We start from the raw sequence: 17,088 nt of genomic DNA, 5'->3' as shown, positions 1-17,088 counted from the left end.
TTTTAATATCACCAATTGCCGTTTTTTGCTTTTGCCATATATTGTTAGTGCGTTTTTGAGTAGAAGATAACCAGAAATTATTTATTACTATTTTTGTCCTATTACATGTCTCTTAATGTTAATTTAATAAAAAATGTATAAAATATGTACTTAAAATCGATCTTTCCTTAATGATTACCGGGTTAAGGTTCTCAGGTTCTATGAGTTAATTTGCTTGGAGTATAAAGTGGGGCTTGAAAAAAAAATTAAGCTAAGTCAGCGTTCTCTGGAATTATTAAACGATTACTTAAATTTGGGTGGATTTGAGTCTTCCAATTTAGCGAATGGGAGTTCGTCAATTGATTTTTCATGCTTAATTCAACTGTTAACCACTGATCTTTCCAATTTATCCAAAATTTCAAAAACAATGAAAAAGAAAAGGGAGTTCATAGAGGCTGCTTTGTATGCCGAGTTGCTACGTGACTTAAATACTTCATTGAATGGATCGGATGAGGAAATTAAGCCTGTAGAAAAAGAACCGCCTGTCTCTAATAAGTTGAAATTCTGGCTTTTGGCAATAGCTGGGACATTATTAGCTGCGTGCGAGGGTTTTGACAGCATTACAACCATGATGGCTGTATTACCCTTCCCTGCCTGGTTTGTCCTTTGCGCAGGTATTTTATTTTCCGCTTTATCCGTTGTTGTATTTTATGGATTTGATTTAGTCCAGGTCTCTCAAAACCTGGAAATAAAGTTAACCGATACCCCCAAGCTATTGGATTTATACCTGCTGCAAATGGAAGAAATTAAGGCAATTAGAAAAAAAATTGACAGCCTTTCTCTTGCTTCCATGTCAATGGAGGAGTTGAACGAGTTACATTTAACCCTTGTGATGCTGCAAGATCGCGTCAAGTCTTTAGTAAAAGCTGGCGAGAAATTTGATTTAGCACTGAATAGCCCAAAAATGGATGTCGCTAAAACAATAGTTTCTGGAGTATCTGGAATACTCTTTTTTGGTGGGGGTTTTTTTGCCGGGCAATCAGTAGCGACCTTCATGCTGGCTCTGGTTATGACTTCTGTTACACCTACATTTTGGCCAGTTTTATTATTTAGTGTGATTGTTGGCTTGGCTGCCTTTAGTTTGTATTGGTATGTACAACGCGTAGGAGTAAATAAACTCGTTAGCGAATGGTTTGGTTTGGATGAGGATAAAATAGAAAAATTATGTGGAAAGTCGAAAATGGACAAAGAATTGAAAAAACTAAACAACCTTGATGAAAAGGTAATGACTACCTCGGATTTGCTCTCGAAAGTGGCTAATTTGGAGAATAAACTGATAGACATCGGCAAACAAATGAAGGAGATGAGTGTACACCAGGCTCCTGAAAAGAAATTAGAAGGTACTACTGGATTAAAGACAAGTTCTAATGTGTATTCCTTTCACTTTAATTCCTCAAATCGGAAGCAGGAGAGCGTTTACGATGAGAAGGGCCTTGATGATGCTGTTTCTGATTATGGTAGGAGTCAGAATCATAATGATTCAATCCATAGCCTATGTTAGCTAAATGCAAAGGCATATAGATTAAAAGGGAGTTTCCTTGCAAATAATCGGGATTAGCCGACATATAAAACTCTTTTAATTCACTACTTTCTTCATTAATTCTTGAGAGTTGACTTCTTAAAGGAACCAATGGGGAATTGACAACCATAGGATGATTATTGGTTGAAATCCAGCCATTTTGTTTTTTAAGGGCGTTTAGAACAGTCAATATTTGATCTGGAACCCTTTGTAATGGTTTAGGATATATTAGGTCGCTCAATTGATAAATAAATTCGTAAGTTAAGGGGTTGTTGGCAAATGCTATATAAGCCAATTCCTCTTGAGGATTAGCTAACTTGTATTTTATCGCCTGAGTGAGGCCAGCACTTTTAATAGATGCATGAATTTGGTATTCAGGATTTAGGTACATATAAGCGATATAACAAGTCACTTGTTTTTTTCCCAAATCAATAGATTGCCTGCAGTTACGACTGAATCCAGCTATTTCTTTATTTTCTCCATAGAGAACCGTCAACTCCCCATACAAATCAGGCTGTATGATTAAACCTATAAATTCTTCTTGGTTGGCTAGGTGATAATACTTGGAGAGGAAGTGATATAATTTACTTATTAATTTTAAGGAGATTTTTTTATCTTCTTCATCTACAACGTATGAGTGAATAGCTTTAACATCGTGTTTGTTCATTGCTCTCTCCATGAAACATTTTTTTCGCTTTAATAGTTCGCTGTATAATTTATCCATAAATTATCTAGGTAATAGCGAATAGCAGATAAAAAATTGTGCAACTCTATAAATATAGACTCGTTTTCATTTTTGTCAAATTGAAGTGTCGTAATTGTCGTAACTCCATGAATCTGCCACATCATTAACTCTGTCGGTAGGTAATATATAGAAAATGATAAAAGGATTACGGTGGGTTCTCATTGAAACTCTCAAATAAGCTTATAAATGAGAGTAATAACCCCTTATATTTTCAAAATATTTTTAACAAAAGGTATAGTAATTTTACGATGAGCTTCCCAAGATGCATCATCTAGCCGGTTGAGGAGCTCATATAAATCATGCATGTTTCGAGAACACCGGTTTAATAAAAAATGTCCTACACTCTCTGGAAGTTCAAATCCACGTTTTGCTGCGCGCATTTTGAGTGTGTTTATTTTTTCATCATCGTTTAATTCATTCAACTGGATAACTAATCCCCAACTTAGTCTGGAGCGTAAATCCGCAAGTTTAATGTCACATTTTATTGGCGGCTGATTGCCCGATATAATTAAAAGCGAACGTTCAGAGTCCTTTATCTTATTATATAAATGGAATAAAGCTTCTTCCCAGGCCGAATCGTTAGCAATGGTATTAATATCATCGATACAAATTAAAGTTTGATCTTCTAATCCTTCAATGCTTTGTGGTCCCCATTCTTTTAAAAAAGCTAAAGGAAGGTAAATGGCTGATTGGGTTAAATTAATAGCTTGGCAACAAGCTTGCAGTAAATGGGATTTGCCGCTTCCTTTAGGGCCCCAAAGATAGAGCAACCTATCGGCCTTAAAAGAAAGCATTTCAATTAATTGTTGTTGCAACAAGGTATTATTCCCCCAATTAAAGTCATTCAAGGTTGCCTCATCATTCAATTTTATTGCCAGGGCCAGCTGTTTATTCATTTTAACGATTCTTTGGGGGACCAGGCTTTTTTGCCCCAGGTCCAAACATAATCAAGGTAGGAAGTAACGGTTGTAAAGGCAGTTAAATAGATGAGTATATCAACTAAATCATAGGGGAATCTAAAGTAAGCTAATTCAAACAAACATAAAGTCACTAAAGTTAATTGGAAACCTGTATTGAGTTTACTAAGGCGAGTGGGCTCAAAATCCAATTTGCGCTGTATAAAGTAGTACCAAGCCAATACTCCCATTGAAATAGTGAAGTCTCTTAAAAAAACAAGCAGTACTAACCACCAGGGCAAGGAGTTTAAGAGAGCTAAAGAGATGAAGCTGGAGGCAACTAACAATTTATCGGCAAGAGGGTCAACAAATGATCCAAAAAAACTTTGCCATTGAAAATGTCTGGCTAACCAACCATCCAAACCATCAGTTAATCCTGCTGCGATAAATAGATAAAAGGCCTTAACGTATTCATGATGAAATAAATACATTAGAAAAGGAGCTATTAAAGCTAATCTTAGCAATGTTAAGGTATTGGGAATATGTTTTAGTATCATCTGTTATACGATAATTAGTTCCTCCTCTTTATTTTTAGTGCTGAGGAGGGAATATATTGTGCCAACAATACTCTATTATTTGAGTGTTTCAAATGGCGTATGTGAATTAGTTTATACAATACCATTGTCTCTGTCACCTTATTGAGAAATCAATTGGGATTTATTGACTTATAGCATCCACATCTCGGCTCTGAGAAACTCTCATATTTTAAGATTGGAACAAGAGCGCATGGGTTTGTAAGGCTACTCCTGTTAAGATTTTGTAATTAGAACTTAGGTCTCAGATAATGGATTGGATTCCTTTATTGTAATATTTGGATTGAGGTTTGAATGCAGGCTTAATAGCAATTCAGGTTGATGTTCCCAGTTATCATGAAGCAATAGATGTTGCTGCCAGCTTAGAATACGCGGTTCAATGTCTTTGGGTAAGTCTTTAAATACAGTTTGCATGGTTTGGCGAGTTAATCCCCATAAAGTTTTTTCAGAAATCTGATACTCATCACGTAAACAACCAATCAAGTGATTTAGATGATTTTTTAATGTTCCCTGAATGAAAAGGGTTCTAATTTTATTAAGATCTTTTGTATAGATAGATAAGTGGTCTGAAACGTCGGGTTTTTGAACGTTTTTAAATAATTCATGATGGCATATCTTAAGGTTGTTTGGCTCTTTTATAATTATTCCCTGAGGTTTATTATCATCGAAGATAACTAAAATATTGTGTTGCTCCACTTCTAGTGCTAACCCATATTTTAGCAATAGATGCAACTGTCCAAATAACATCTTATAACAATACTCAGTGAAATAAGCCATTGGGTGAAGATCGCTTGCTTTAATAATTTCAATGAGTAATGGTGTGTTGGTACAAGGTGAGTGAGTTAATAAGGCAGGTAATGGAACTACTCTTTGGTTCTGTCTTATTTTGTGGAGTGGGTTTTGATATAAGCCAAACAATAATTTTTTTCGATTGTATTCAGAGAGAGTTTGATCATCGGCGCTGATGCTCTCCAGGTTTTTACATATAAACAAGGTATTTTGGTAATAGTTTGATTTGGCTAACAGGGAGTCAAGCCAGTTAGTGAGCGATACCACGTTATCCGAATTATCGAGTTTTCCAGCCAATGAGGTGCTTAAAGTAGTAGCCAGTTTGAGTGTATATTGAGTGGATTTTGTTGGCATCATAATATCAGGTGATAAAGAAGGTATTAGAGTTTGGTGATGAGGTAACAGGATGAGGGATTTATTATCAATTAAAGAAGCAAAAGCCATTTGTAATTGATTTCGCCACTGCCAGGGATGAACAGGAATGGGATAATATTCATCGGGATTTATGTGGCTAAATAACAATTTTTCTCGCCAATAAAAATATTCTTTGGGAAATTCTTGAGAAATTCGGTTGATATAGTCAATTTTAGGCTTGATTGATTGAATTTTTGTTTTATTTAATGCACACCAATGCACACTGACTTTAGCTTGGAATTCGGGCGAATTTTGGAGTACTTCTCTTCGCGTAAATCCTATTTTTGCTCTGAATGCCGGGTGATAAGGATGCGCTAAGCTGCCCCATTGTTCCAAAAATAATAGTGTTTGATACGGAGACAGTTCATTGTTTATCCACGCCCATAAACTTTTGTAGTGCATGGCTTCATTTCTTAATTGGGTGTTCCAGTTTTGCCTATAGGCGTAAGCCAAGGCTTCATTAGCAATCGATTCATCTAATGCTGCCCTGATTTTTCGCCATTGAAAGAACGTACTTTCCGGCATTGAATTTTTCAGTTTTATTTGCAATTGATCAATGAAATCATGGACATGATGACTGGCAATTGTCGATTGAATTAATTTTTCCTTAATGGACGCGTGTTGTAAACGGTTCAGGGTATTTTTATGAGCTAAGGTAATAAAATAATCCACACTATTTTGTGGTAGTCCTATGCCAATTTCAAATAGTAAAAAGCGTAATTGATGGCTGAGTTCATGAAAATTACCGTACGCCAAGGCCATTATTATCTCCTGAAAGGATTGTTATGTTCTAAATTAAATATAAATGATAATCATTCTCATTTGCAAGGGGTGGCGGTAAATAAATTACTATTAATTGATGATAAAGTTTGATTTTGGAGAAAAAGTTTCTGTATTCTGAGTTAAATGGTAATATTTTCTACTTTAATTATGTAAATGAGCAAGTGGTATGAATTATAGACCCGATATAGATGGATTAAGAGCCATCGCCATATTATTGGTCTTAATTTATCATGGGGGTCTCTCTCTTTTTCCATCAGGGTTTATCGGTGTTGATGTATTTTTTGTTATATCAGGGTTTCTCATCACGTCTATTATCCATGAGTCACTGAATCGCAATGATTTTTCATTCTTCGATTTTTATAACCGCAGGTTATGGCGATTACAGCCTGTTTTTGTTGCTCTAATAGTGGCGACAACTCTACTAAGTTTATTGTTTTATTTACCTGATGATTTAATTGAATTTAGTCGTAGCGCACGTAAAACATCATTATTTATTTCCAATCTGTTCTTTAATAAAACAACCACCGGATATTTTTCACCCGATACTCATCAACTTCCGTTGTTGCATACCTGGTCACTTTCAATCGAGTGGCAATGTTATTTGATATTGCCACTAGTGATGTATGCCGTATATCGTTTTCTAAATAAAAGGCAGGTTATCTATGTTGTGTATGGGTTAGCCATTTTATTTTTTCTGCTGGCTTTGCACTACTCACAGGTGGCTCCTGCCCAAAACTATTATCAATTTTCCAGTCGTATATTTGAGTTTTTAATCGGCTCTTGTATCGCTTTAAGCCCTCGAATTGAGTTCTCAATCAATAAGTCTATTTTAGTTATTTTGGGCTTATCAGCTTTATTTTTTATTATTTATACCGCGACACTGGATAATATTCTTCTTGGATATCCTAATTGGCATACATTTTTTGTATGTTTTGCAACGGGTTTGTTGATAGCATTAGGTACAAATTTTCCTTCACTTGTTATTGTAAAAACTCTCTCTTTTCGACCATTAGTTTTTATAGGAATTTTATCTTATTCTCTTTATATTTGGCATTGGGTCGTCTTTTCAGTTTTAAGGTACCAAACTATCGAAGAGCGGTTTGAGGTTTTATTTATAGTCTATAGCATTATTTTTGTTTTAGCTTATTTATCCTGGCGATATATAGAAAAACCAACGAAAAGATTCAGACATATTCCTTTTCGTTATACGGTTGTGCTTTTATTCCTGCTTCCCGTTTTATTTTCCCATTTAAGCTCTTTTGTCATTAAATCACACTCTGGATATCCACAACGATTTAATCAGGAGCTGGTTAGGGTTTATAAACAATTAAAGAATCACGAAAGCCCATACAGAACGTTATGCATAGACAATACCAAGGCAGACAATGAGTCGAAATGCAAAATAGGAGCAAAAGAGCAAGATAGCAAGACTGGCCTTATGATAGGTGATTCTTTTTCCAATCATTATTGGGGGTTTATGGATGTGTTAGGGAAATCCGCCGGTGTTTCAATATTGGCTCAAGGGACCTCTTCTTGTATTTCCTTACCAGGCATATATCTTTATGATTGGTGGCATTTTAAAGATAAAATATATCAGGACTGTTATGATCAAACGGAAAAATATTATCGCATGATTCAAGAGAATCATTATGATTACGTGATCATAGGTCAAGTATGGAGCAATTACGTGTCAGCTCATATCATCAATCAATTAGGTGATGATTATTCTGCAGAATTAACCCAAAAGCGATTGGCAGATGCCTTGGACAGAGCACTTGGGGTGATAATATCTTCTGGAGCGAAACCTGTATTAATCGAGTCAACCGCGTTAACGCATGGAAATTTACATCAATGCTTTTTTAAGCATATTAAATTAAGACAACATTATAATTCAGAAGCGTGTCGCTTTACTTTAACCCGTTCAGACAATGAGATTTGGTTAAACCAATTGTTTGATAACATGCGAAGAAAATACCCTCAATTGGTAATAATAGATCCTAAAAAAGTTCAATGTCGCGATGATGTTTGTTATGCCGATTTGAATGGGATTCCGGTATATCGCGATGAAGGGCATATTACTGATTACGCTTCATACCAATTAGGCTATTTATACTTGCAGAAATTTGAAAATCCTTTGAGTTAAAAAGGTTGTTTTGCTTTGCTTCTCCATGCTCCGTAACGATATTACAAATTTCATTCTTTATTTTTACGATACAGAACCAGTGTATTCCCTATCATCTGAACTAATTCGGCATCAAGTTGTTCACAAAGCTCCTCAGCCATTTGCATTCTATCTTCCTTTTCAGCCCCATTAATTTTGACTTTAATTAATTCATGCGCTATCAAGGCTACATTTGTTTCTGCCAATATAGCCTCAGTTAAACCTTTCGCACCAAGGAGTACAACCGGCTTTAAATGATGGGCCTTGGCTTTAAGTGATTGTTTAAAAGACGTATCCACTGCGATATCCCAGACAATAAAATGGCAAATTATTGCACGTTTTGCTGGGAAAAGGTAGTAAAATTCTGTATCATAGAAAAAATTGTTTTATCTTTATTGTTATGAGTCGTACTAAAAGCAGTAAACGTTGGCTGCAAGAACATTTTGATGACGTTTATGTAAAAAAAGCCCAGGCTGAAGGGTATCGAAGTCGTGCCGTATATAAACTTAAGGAAATGGATGACAAAGAGTCTCTCATTAAACCAGGCATGACGGTGGTTGATTTAGGAGCCGCCCCTGGCGGCTGGACCCAATACGCTTCGGAAAAGATGAGGGGAAGTGGTCGTCTTGTTGCATTGGACATTTTACCTATGGATGCTTTGCCTAATGTGGAGTTTATCCTTGGGGATTTTCGTGAAGATAATGTTTTGCAAGAATTAATTAATTTGATTCCGCAAAGGACTTTAGACTTGTTATTATCGGATATGGCCCCAAATATGAGTGGAAGCTCAGCAATAGATATTCCAAGAGCGATGTATCTGGTAGAGCTGGCTTTTGATTTTGCGGAAAAAATGTTAAAACCCGGTGGTAATATGCTAGTTAAAATTTTTCATGGCTCAGGTTTTGATGAAGTAGTCAAACAGGCACGGGCGTCTTTTGAAAAAGTGGTAATCCGTAAACCATCTGCTTCAAGATCTCGTTCAAAAGAAACCTATTTGCTGGCAAAGGGCTATAATTTATAGTAGTTTTATATATATTTATAAATACATTTAGCGTTGTTTTGGATGATATGAACTGTGCAAGAGCTATTTTGGGTCTCGCAACAAAATTGTAAGTAACTAACGAGGTTAATACATTGAACGACATGGTTAAAAATTTATTTTTATGGCTGATAATAGCGATAGTTCTTGTCTCTGTTTTCAGTAATTTTGGTCCTCGTAACTCAGTTGCTGAGAAAATTTCTTATAGCCAATTTTTACAAGAAGTGGATCAAGGGATGGTTAACTCTGTTACGATTGAGGATAACAAAATCATCAAGGGCGTAACCAAAAATAATAAACGTTTTGTCACGTACATGCCGATGCAAGATAATGCTTTGCTAGGTGAGTTGTTGAAAAGCAAAGTAGATGTCAGTGGTCAGGAAAAGCAACAGGAAAGTTTCCTTTTGCATTTATTCATTAACTGGTTCCCAATGTTGTTATTGATAGGCGTATGGATATTTTTCATGCGTCAAATGCAAGGTGGGGGCGGTCGAGGCGCTATGTCCTTCGGCAGATCAAGAGCCCGGCTATTAGGTGAAGATCAGGTTAAGGTCACCTTTGCGGATGTTGCAGGAGTTGATGAAGCCAAGGAAGAAGTTAAAGAGCTTGTTGATTTTTTACGTGATCCAACAAAGTTCCAAAATTTGGGTGGACGCATCCCCCGCGGGGTTTTGCTGGTTGGTTCCCCTGGTACAGGTAAAACATTATTAGCCAGGGCAGTTGCCGGGGAAGCGAAAGTTCCTTTCTTTACTATTTCAGGTTCTGATTTTGTTGAGATGTTTGTTGGGGTAGGCGCGTCCCGAGTGCGTGATATGTTTGAGCAAGCCAAAAAGCATGCTCCATGTATCATCTTTATAGATGAAATCGATGCAGTAGGTAGGCACAGAGGTGCCGGCCTGGGTGGCGGCCATGATGAGCGCGAACAAACACTTAACCAATTGCTTGTTGAGATGGATGGATTTGAAGGTAATGAAGGGGTTATTGTCGTAGCGGCAACTAACCGTCCCGATGTTCTGGATCCCGCGCTTTTACGTCCTGGTCGCTTTGACCGTCAAGTTGTCGTTCCTTTGCCTGATATTAGAGGTCGTGAACAAATATTAAAAGTTCATTTACAAAAGGTTCCTGTCGATAGTCATGTCGAAGTCAAAGCTATTGCACGTGGTACCCCTGGTTTTTCAGGAGCGGATTTGGCCAATCTTGTTAATGAAGCGGCATTATTCGCTGCCAGGGCTAATAAACGCAAAGTAGGTATGATTGAACTGGATAAAGCAAAAGATAAAATTATGATGGGAGCTGAAAGACGCTCCATGGTAATGGATGATAACGAGAAAAAACTCACCGCTTATCATGAAGCAGGTCATGCTATCGTTGGTCTGTCAGTTCCTGAGCATGATCCGGTTTATAAAGTATCAATAATTCCTCGTGGACGAGCTTTGGGTGTCACTATGTTTTTACCAGAACAAGACAGATATAGTCACAGCAAACGCCGTTTGGAAAGTCAATTGTGCAGCTTATTTGGTGGTCGAATTGCAGAGGAATTAATTTTTGGTCCTGAAAGTGTAACAACGGGTGCTTCTAATGACATTATGCGGTCTACAGAGATTGCTCGTAAAATGGTTACAACATGGGGGTTATCTGCCTTAGGTCCTCTCACTTTTGGTGAGGAAGAAGAAGAAATATTTTTGGGGCGCTCTGTGAATAAACATAAAGAGATGTCCGATAGAACAGCACAGCAAATTGATGATGAAGTTCGTGCCATTATTGATAGGAACTATCAAAGAGCAAAAGAAATATTGGAAACCAATATCGATAAATTACATTTGATGGCGCAAAGTCTCATCAAATACGAAACGATAGATACCAATCAAATTCAAGAAATTATGTCTGGGAAAGAACCTACCCCTCCGGAGGATTGGGGATCAACAAAACCGATGGATAAGGCTGAGTCATTTAATGATGCTCCTGCAAAACCTATTAATGGTGAAACAATAGAAAATCCGGCAGAAGGACATTAATTTTATCAGTAGTTATTTATCGAGAGTACCCTGTGAATTCCGAACAATTCCTCGGTTGGCTTGAGCGAAAAAGCCAACCTAATTCCTCATTAGTTTTTGAAAAACCATTGATTATGGGTGTGCTAAATGTTACTTCTGACTCATTTTATGATGGTGGCAAGTATTTGTCCGTGGATAGAGCTTGTGATCAAGCCTTACAATTAATTGCCTGTGGAGCCGATCTCATTGATATTGGTGGAGAATCAACTAAACCTGGGGCTCCGCCAGTCCCTTTAGATGTTGAACTATCAAGAGTTCTTCCTGTAATCAAACAACTTCGTGCGTTTGCAGACGTGTGTATTTCTATTGATACCAATAAACCTGAAGTGATGGAAGCTGCAATTGATGCTGGTGCGAATATTATAAATGATGTTTATGCTTTAAGAAGGGATGGCGCTCTGAAGGTGGCGGCGCAATTAGATGTTCCTGTCTGTTTAATGCATATGAAAGGAGAGCCTAAAACTATGCAAGAAAATCCTTCTTACCCAGACGGGATAATAACGGAATTACAGCATTTTTTTGAAGAACGCATCGATAAATGTCAGAAAGCGGGGCTGAATAGGAATAAATTAATTCTTGACCCGGGTTTTGGTTTTGGAAAACGCGTTAGAGATAACCTAGAATTAATTTATCATCTGGATGAATTGTGTGCTTTTGGGTTGCCAATTCTTTTAGGTGTTTCACGCAAAAGCACAATTGGCGCTGTATTGAACAATGAGGTTGAGCAACGTTTGATTGGAAGTATTACGCTAGGAATATATGCAGCTCTTAAAGGCACTGCAATTATCAGGACACATGATGTAGGTGAAACGAATCAAGCACTAACTATGATTAATGCAATTTATCAGGCAGGTGAAGAAATCAGTTAATAGCTCCTGAGATCATCAGAAGATAACTGAAACCAGAAAAATTAAATAATAAGGTAGGTAAGGATGAGTCAACGTAAATATTTTGGTACGGATGGAATACGGGGTCACGTTGGATTATCAAATATTAACCCTGAGTTTGTTTTAAAATTAGGCTGGGCAGTAGGCTGCGTTCTTGTAAACGGAGCAAGGAAAAAGGTGGTGATTGGTAAGGACACCAGAGTGTCTGGTTATATGCTGGAGTCCGCTTTGGAGGCAGGATTGTCTGCAGCTGGGGTTGATGTGGCGTTATTAGGGCCAATGCCTACCCCTGGAATAGCCTATTTAACACAAACATTGAGAGCTAATGCAGGTATCGTCATTAGTGCTTCTCATAATTTATTTGAAGATAATGGAATTAAGTTTTTTTCAGCTGATGGAGGAAAGCTTCCAGATAGCGTAGAGCTTGCGATTGAAGCCCAATTAGACAAACAGTTGCAAACGGTATCTTCAGCCAAGCTGGGTAAAGCAACACGTATTAATGATGCGGCGGGTCGTTACATAGAGTTTTGTAAATCCACTATTCCTTCCCTATCTCGACTATCCAATTTGAAAATAGTTGTGGATTGCGCCAATGGAGCAACCTATCATATCGCTCCAAATGTATTCGCTGAATTGGGCGCTGATGTAGTTCCTATAGGAGTTAAACCGGATGGCTTTAATATTAATCAAGAGTGCGGTTCGACAGCGCCTGAATTATTAAGAGAAAAGGTGCTTGCTGTTGGGGCTGATATTGGTATTGGTTTGGATGGGGATGGAGATCGGGTTATTTTAGTGGACTCTCTGGGAAATCTCGTTGATGGAGATCAAATTATTTATATCATTGCTAAGGACAGACATCAACGAGGGGTGCTGCATGGAGGGGTTGTAGGTACGTTGATGAGTAATTATGGTCTTGAATTAGCAATGACCTCATTGGGAATTCCTTTTCAACGCTCAAAAGTAGGTGACAGGTATGTTCTAGAAACGCTAAGAGAGAAAGATTGGAAGATTGGAGGTGAAACCTCAGGCCATATTGTTTGTTTGGATAAAACGACAACAGGTGATGGCATTGTAGCAGCACTACAAGTTCTTTCAATTATGGTGAAACAAAATAAAGCACTTCATGAGTTAACTGCAGGTATACAATTGTTACCTCAAACTTTAGTGAATTTAAAAACGAATAATGCTGCCTTGTTAGCGTCTAATCCTGATGTCATTCAGGCGGTTAAAAATTTGGAAAATCATCTTAATGGAGAGGGTCGAGTGTTACTCAGACCTTCAGGCACTGAGCCCTTACTGAGGGTTATGGTGGAAGGTGCTAATGAATCTATAGTCAAACAACAAGCACAAATGTTATGTGATGACATCAGTCAGATCGATAAAAGATTAACTGAAAGCCTACCTTCCATTTGAGTATCTGCCTTTTAAAATTTGTAATGCGGGGGCTATTTCCAAAAGCCCCTCCTCTTCACACTATAAACGTATTAACTACTTGTTGGAGTCATGGAATGGATCATTGTGTCCACTTCTTCAAGTAATCGGTGAGATCTTGTTTTGAAAAAACAAGGCCTTTTTGAATATTCATATTCTTCTTGTCCTATTAACTTGCCGATTAGCATTCGGAAAAAATCCTCTACATATTCCCATGCTCTCATAAATCCTCTGTGTCGTTTTAAAGGCTCATATCGTGGATCTTGAGTAATGAGGGGTATGGTTTCCCGGTTTGAAGTTTTTGAATCAGGCTGTTCCATCAAATGTTTAATTGTAATAATTGAATGGGTTGCCTGAATAAATAATTCAGCTTCCAAGGGATGATCTGTTTTTAATTTTATATACTGCTGATGAAATTTTTGTAATTCTTCAGGCCAACTCTTTAACTGTTGTTCTTCATCAATGGGTTCATCAAGGATAGGCAGGGCGGGTTTTAAGATGAGAATATTTTGTATGTCTTGCCTTGGGTTTGGACAAAGACGCTTGTAAGCCAGTAATACAGATAAATCGCTTTGATTTTTTAATTCAAACAAGATGTCTTTCAAAAGATGAAGTGCCTTAAAACTAAAGGTCTCATTTACAGAAGAGCTTTGCACTGCTTCATATAAACTCTTATACCATAGCTGAATTTCCTTTGGAAGATGTTTTATATATTCCATGTTTTGTAAATGAAATGAATCTAATTTTTGCTTAAGCAGGATAGAAAATGGTGGCGAAGTGATGATATTGGGAGCAGATTCCTGGTATTGAGGATTTGATAACTTGTCTGACTCATGGTCTGAAGAAACCGGCTTTTCTTTGCATGATGTATCAATTACCAGGGAATTTAATTTTCCTCTGTCGATGGCAAACGCCTCAGAGTCTTCTTCAGATGGGATGCTAATTTGATTACCAGCCTCATCAAAAAAGGATAAAATATTATCTTCTGATAATTCATCATGACCATTAAATAATGACAGGCCAATTGGTTTCCTGGGTGTTACTGGAACCTCAGGAGTTGATGGTCTCAATGGTTTAGATGTTATTGATTTCAGGTCAACTTGTTTTTCTTGCTCTTTCTTTATTTCCTGCTTTTTAACCACATGAGTCGATTGTGTTGATTTGACAACAATCAGTGTTTCTTGCCCATTGGGTATTTGTTGTCCTACACTAGACTCTGAGCCTTGTTGAACCACTTGGGTTGGGACTATCGATTCAGGGATAACAGGTATTTCTTGTTCCATCTCTTTATGCTGCTTTTTACCAGAAAGCCCAGTGTCTTTCTGAACCATAGGAGAAGGTCGTGATGATTCAAGGACGATAGATTTTTCTTGTCTTTCAGTTACTGGTTGTTTTTCCACAATAGACGCAGTGTCTCTCATAACCTTTGGGGTGGATTTTGACTCCAGAACGATTGGTATTTCCTGTCCATTGTTTATTTGTTGCTTTTCTACAGTAGATCCGGAATCCTTTTCAACCATAGGAGAGGAGAGGGGTAATTCCAGTACGGCAGGCATCTCCTGCTCTACTTCTACAAGCTGCTTCTTACCAGCAGATTCAGACTCTTTATGAATTATTTGAGGAGGACGTGTTGATTCCATAACTACTGGTATTTCGTGTCTATTGACTACTGGCCGTTTTTCGACGGTAGATTCAGATTCTTGGTGAGTCACTTGATGGATGGGTGTTGATTCCAGAACAACCATTATTTCTTGTTCATTGTCTAGCCGTCGTTTTTCGGCGGTAGATTCAGATTCTTGGTGAATCACTTGATGTGGGCGTGTTGATTCCAGAACAACCGGTGTTTCCTGTTCTTTGTCCAGCTGCTGCTTTTCTAGGGGAGAATCAGTTTTTCTCTGAACTACTTGTGTAAAGTGTATCAATTCCACTTCTTGTTTTTCCAATGGAGGATCAATTCTTTCATCAGTCAGATTAGGTAAAGGTAATTGATTTAATTCAGACACAAGGGACTGGATTTGATTTGCAAGAGTAGATAAATCTTCTTTAACAGAGTTTATGTCTTCGTACTTTAGTGGTTGATTTGAAAGTAAACGCAATTGCTCAATCAGTGCTTTTGCTTCATTGGTTGTTTGTCCATGCTCTTTCATAAGCAGATCAATTTGCTTGGCTGTTTCAAGATAAGATTGGCATAGTTTAATTTGGCTTTTTAACTCTTCTTTAAGAGGTTCATCTGTATTCAAGGAATCCCTATGTTCTTCCGCTTCTCGCAAACTTGGAAGTTGTTCATCCATCGTTGCAGGTAATTCATATTCACTCCTTAATTGGCATATTTGTTTGCCAAGAGCAGGCATTTCTTGAAGTTTTTCCAACGCTTGTGAATATTGTTCCTTTTTTTCCGAGACCTTTGGCATGAGAATGAGAAGAACCAAATAAAAATCAGCAGGCGAAGAGTCATAAGAAAGTCCACTCGGTAAAACAAAATTGGGTATACTTTCTATTGGAATTTCATTTATCAGATCAATGGCATCGGGAACTAACTTCTTGTAAATAGATATATCCTCTGCATTTAAACGGATTTCCGGCACAGCTTGAACCAACAATTCCGTCTGTTTGACAAGTTCATGATGTTTAATTTTTAATTCTTTTTGTTGAGCTAATAATTGCAGGAAACTAACGGAATCCTTAAGTTTTTGTTGGTTTTCAGAATAATTAGTGTCCGAATACCATGAAATCCATGAAGATGGGTTAAAATTAGATAATATTCCATCAATCTGATTTTGGTATTCCTGTATCAATCCTTGAGTGTCTTCACTTTCTTGGAACTTCTTGATTAACTCTGCTTTTAAATCAGGTACCAGGGAGTAGTTAGTCACTGCAGTTTCAATACGGCTTAGGTCTTTAACCAATAGTTCAATTTGTTTTTCTAACTCAGTCTCTTTTTTATTAATATCAGTTGCAGATAATTGCTTGGCGAATCGCTTTTGCAATTCATCCCATTTTTCGCAAGCGCGAGTTAATTTTTTAATTTCCAATTCAACTGTAGCTATAAATTTTTGTAAACTATCAACAGCATCTTCTTCTGCAGGGGGTTGGATGCCCAACTGAGATAAATCTGTCATTAAGGCATTCCATTTGTTTTTAAGCAAAACCAGCTTTAATTTGGCGCATTTAGTATCTATTTCCTTGCCGTTTTTGAAGAGATAACTGTAGTGCCCGACCACGATTGATTTTTGAACCTCTCCGTATTCAGGAAATTTATAAGGAGGTGCTAATGGATTTTGTTTGGACAGTACTTCATTCGCTTTAGATTCAATTTCTTTGTATAAAGGATTTAATTCACTTTTTGCGAGTTCAATTTTTTTAGCTAAATCAGAAATTTTTTTTTGCAGTTCTTCTCCTTTTTTCATGACCTCAACAAGTTTTTGTTTTTTCCTTTTATACTCTTCCTGTTCTTCAGCTAGACTGGAATATTCATCAACGCATTTTTTAATTAATAATAAAAGACTTAATTGGGATTCTATTTCGATGGGAGCTTTGCCTTCTGGCAGCACGGTTGAACTGAATATTTGCTTTAAATTTAAGGGGTTAATTGGTGGAGCCAAGGTCGAGATTTCATTCATTAAATGCCGTATGATTTCGTTCATTATAAAACCCTCCTGGTTAAATCATAGTAGGATTCTATCGAAATCAAACGACTAAGCAAGTAGAAAAATGTAATTTTTGCAAAAAAAATGAATA

At 37.2% G+C, this 17,088-nt stretch carries 11 protein-coding genes and 1 pseudogene; 6 read left to right on the top strand and 6 right to left on the bottom strand.

Annotated elements, in window-relative coordinates:
* The first annotated feature begins 133 nt into the window (after positions 1 to 133).
* Positions 134 to 1,540: pseudogene (locus OQJ02_RS13985) on the top strand (hypothetical protein).
* Here OQJ02_RS13985 and OQJ02_RS13980 read toward each other — a convergent pair.
* The 4 genes from OQJ02_RS13980 to OQJ02_RS13965 form a co-directional block, all read right to left on the bottom strand.
* Positions 1,425 to 2,225 carry a hypothetical protein gene (locus OQJ02_RS13980; RefSeq protein WP_265719587.1) on the bottom strand — a complete coding sequence of 267 codons (801 nt, stop codon included), beginning with the start codon at positions 2,223 to 2,225 and terminating at the stop codon, positions 1,425 to 1,427. The pseudogene OQJ02_RS13985 and the gene OQJ02_RS13980 sit on opposite strands and share 116 nt — an antisense overlap.
* A 281-nt stretch (positions 2,226 to 2,506) precedes the next feature.
* Positions 2,507 to 3,199: a DnaA regulatory inactivator Hda gene (gene hda / locus OQJ02_RS13975; RefSeq protein ID WP_265719586.1), complete on the bottom strand. Its 693-nt coding sequence runs from the start codon at positions 3,197 to 3,199 to the stop codon at positions 2,507 to 2,509.
* Complete coding sequence (locus OQJ02_RS13970; RefSeq protein WP_265719585.1) at positions 3,196 to 3,756, bottom strand: CDP-alcohol phosphatidyltransferase family protein; 561 nt, start codon at positions 3,754 to 3,756, stop codon at positions 3,196 to 3,198. Before OQJ02_RS13970 ends, hda begins: the two co-directional genes overlap by 4 nt.
* Before the next feature lie 273 nt (positions 3,757 to 4,029).
* Positions 4,030 to 5,757, bottom strand: a complete 1,728-nt coding sequence (locus OQJ02_RS13965; RefSeq protein ID WP_265719584.1) for an IucA/IucC family protein — start codon at positions 5,755 to 5,757, stop codon at positions 4,030 to 4,032.
* A 187-nt stretch (positions 5,758 to 5,944) separates the two neighbouring features.
* Here OQJ02_RS13965 and OQJ02_RS13960 point away from each other — a divergent pair, with 187 nt between their 5' ends.
* Complete coding sequence (locus OQJ02_RS13960) at positions 5,945 to 7,921, top strand: acyltransferase family protein (protein ID WP_265719583.1); 1,977 nt, start codon at positions 5,945 to 5,947, stop codon at positions 7,919 to 7,921.
* A gap of 50 nt (positions 7,922 to 7,971) precedes the next feature.
* On the opposite strand, the gene yhbY is transcribed toward OQJ02_RS13960, so the two are convergent.
* On the bottom strand, positions 7,972 to 8,238 hold the full coding sequence (gene yhbY, locus OQJ02_RS13955; protein WP_265719582.1) for a ribosome assembly RNA-binding protein YhbY: 267 nt from the start codon (positions 8,236 to 8,238) through the stop codon (positions 7,972 to 7,974).
* A gap of 101 nt (positions 8,239 to 8,339) precedes the next feature.
* Between yhbY and rlmE the strand changes: the two genes are divergently transcribed.
* From rlmE to glmM, 4 genes are all read left to right on the top strand, one after another.
* A complete protein-coding gene (rlmE, locus tag OQJ02_RS13950; protein ID WP_265719844.1) occupies positions 8,340 to 8,960 on the top strand; it encodes a 23S rRNA (uridine(2552)-2'-O)-methyltransferase RlmE in 621 nt (206 codons plus the stop codon).
* Positions 8,961 to 9,082: 122 nt separating this feature from the next.
* Positions 9,083 to 10,993, top strand: a complete 1,911-nt coding sequence (gene ftsH, locus OQJ02_RS13945; RefSeq protein ID WP_265719581.1) for an ATP-dependent zinc metalloprotease FtsH — start codon at positions 9,083 to 9,085, stop codon at positions 10,991 to 10,993.
* Positions 10,994 to 11,025: 32 nt separating this feature from the next.
* Positions 11,026 to 11,901: a dihydropteroate synthase gene (folP, locus tag OQJ02_RS13940; RefSeq protein WP_265719580.1), complete on the top strand. Its 876-nt coding sequence runs from the start codon at positions 11,026 to 11,028 to the stop codon at positions 11,899 to 11,901.
* A gap of 63 nt (positions 11,902 to 11,964) precedes the next feature.
* A complete protein-coding gene (glmM, locus tag OQJ02_RS13935) occupies positions 11,965 to 13,332 on the top strand; it encodes a phosphoglucosamine mutase (RefSeq protein WP_265719579.1) in 1,368 nt (455 codons plus the stop codon).
* Positions 13,333 to 13,403: 71 nt separating this feature from the next.
* Here glmM and OQJ02_RS13930 read toward each other — a convergent pair whose 3' ends face one another.
* Complete coding sequence (locus tag OQJ02_RS13930; protein WP_265719578.1) at positions 13,404 to 16,994, bottom strand: interaptin; 3,591 nt, start codon at positions 16,992 to 16,994, stop codon at positions 13,404 to 13,406.
* Positions 16,995 to 17,088: the final 94 nt, after the last annotated feature.

Source organism: Legionella sp. PATHC032, from assembly GCF_026191185.1.
In the GTDB taxonomy this organism is placed as follows: domain Bacteria; phylum Pseudomonadota; class Gammaproteobacteria; order Legionellales; family Legionellaceae; genus Legionella.
The sequence above is the reverse complement of the archived record's forward strand: the minus strand, read 5'-3'. Positions and strand labels throughout refer to the sequence as shown.

Excerpts from the sequence above, each read along its gene's own strand:
- OQJ02_RS13980 (WP_265719587.1), bottom strand. The coding sequence starts at position 2,225 with ATGAACAAACACGATGTTAAAGCTATTCACTCATACGTTGTAGATGAA.
- hda (WP_265719586.1), bottom strand. The coding sequence starts at position 3,199 with ATGAATAAACAGCTGGCCCTGGCAATAAAATTGAATGATGAGGCAACC.
- OQJ02_RS13970 (WP_265719585.1), bottom strand. The coding sequence starts at position 3,756 with ATGATACTAAAACATATTCCCAATACCTTAACATTGCTAAGATTAGCT.
- OQJ02_RS13965 (WP_265719584.1), bottom strand. The coding sequence starts at position 5,757 with ATGGCCTTGGCGTACGGTAATTTTCATGAACTCAGCCATCAATTACGC.
- OQJ02_RS13960 (WP_265719583.1), top strand. The coding sequence starts at position 5,945 with ATGAATTATAGACCCGATATAGATGGATTAAGAGCCATCGCCATATTA.
- rlmE (WP_265719844.1), top strand. The coding sequence starts at position 8,340 with ATGAGTCGTACTAAAAGCAGTAAACGTTGGCTGCAAGAACATTTTGAT.
- ftsH (WP_265719581.1), top strand. The coding sequence starts at position 9,083 with ATGGTTAAAAATTTATTTTTATGGCTGATAATAGCGATAGTTCTTGTC.
- glmM (WP_265719579.1), top strand. The coding sequence starts at position 11,965 with ATGAGTCAACGTAAATATTTTGGTACGGATGGAATACGGGGTCACGTT.
- OQJ02_RS13930 (WP_265719578.1), bottom strand. The coding sequence starts at position 16,994 with ATGAACGAAATCATACGGCATTTAATGAATGAAATCTCGACCTTGGCT.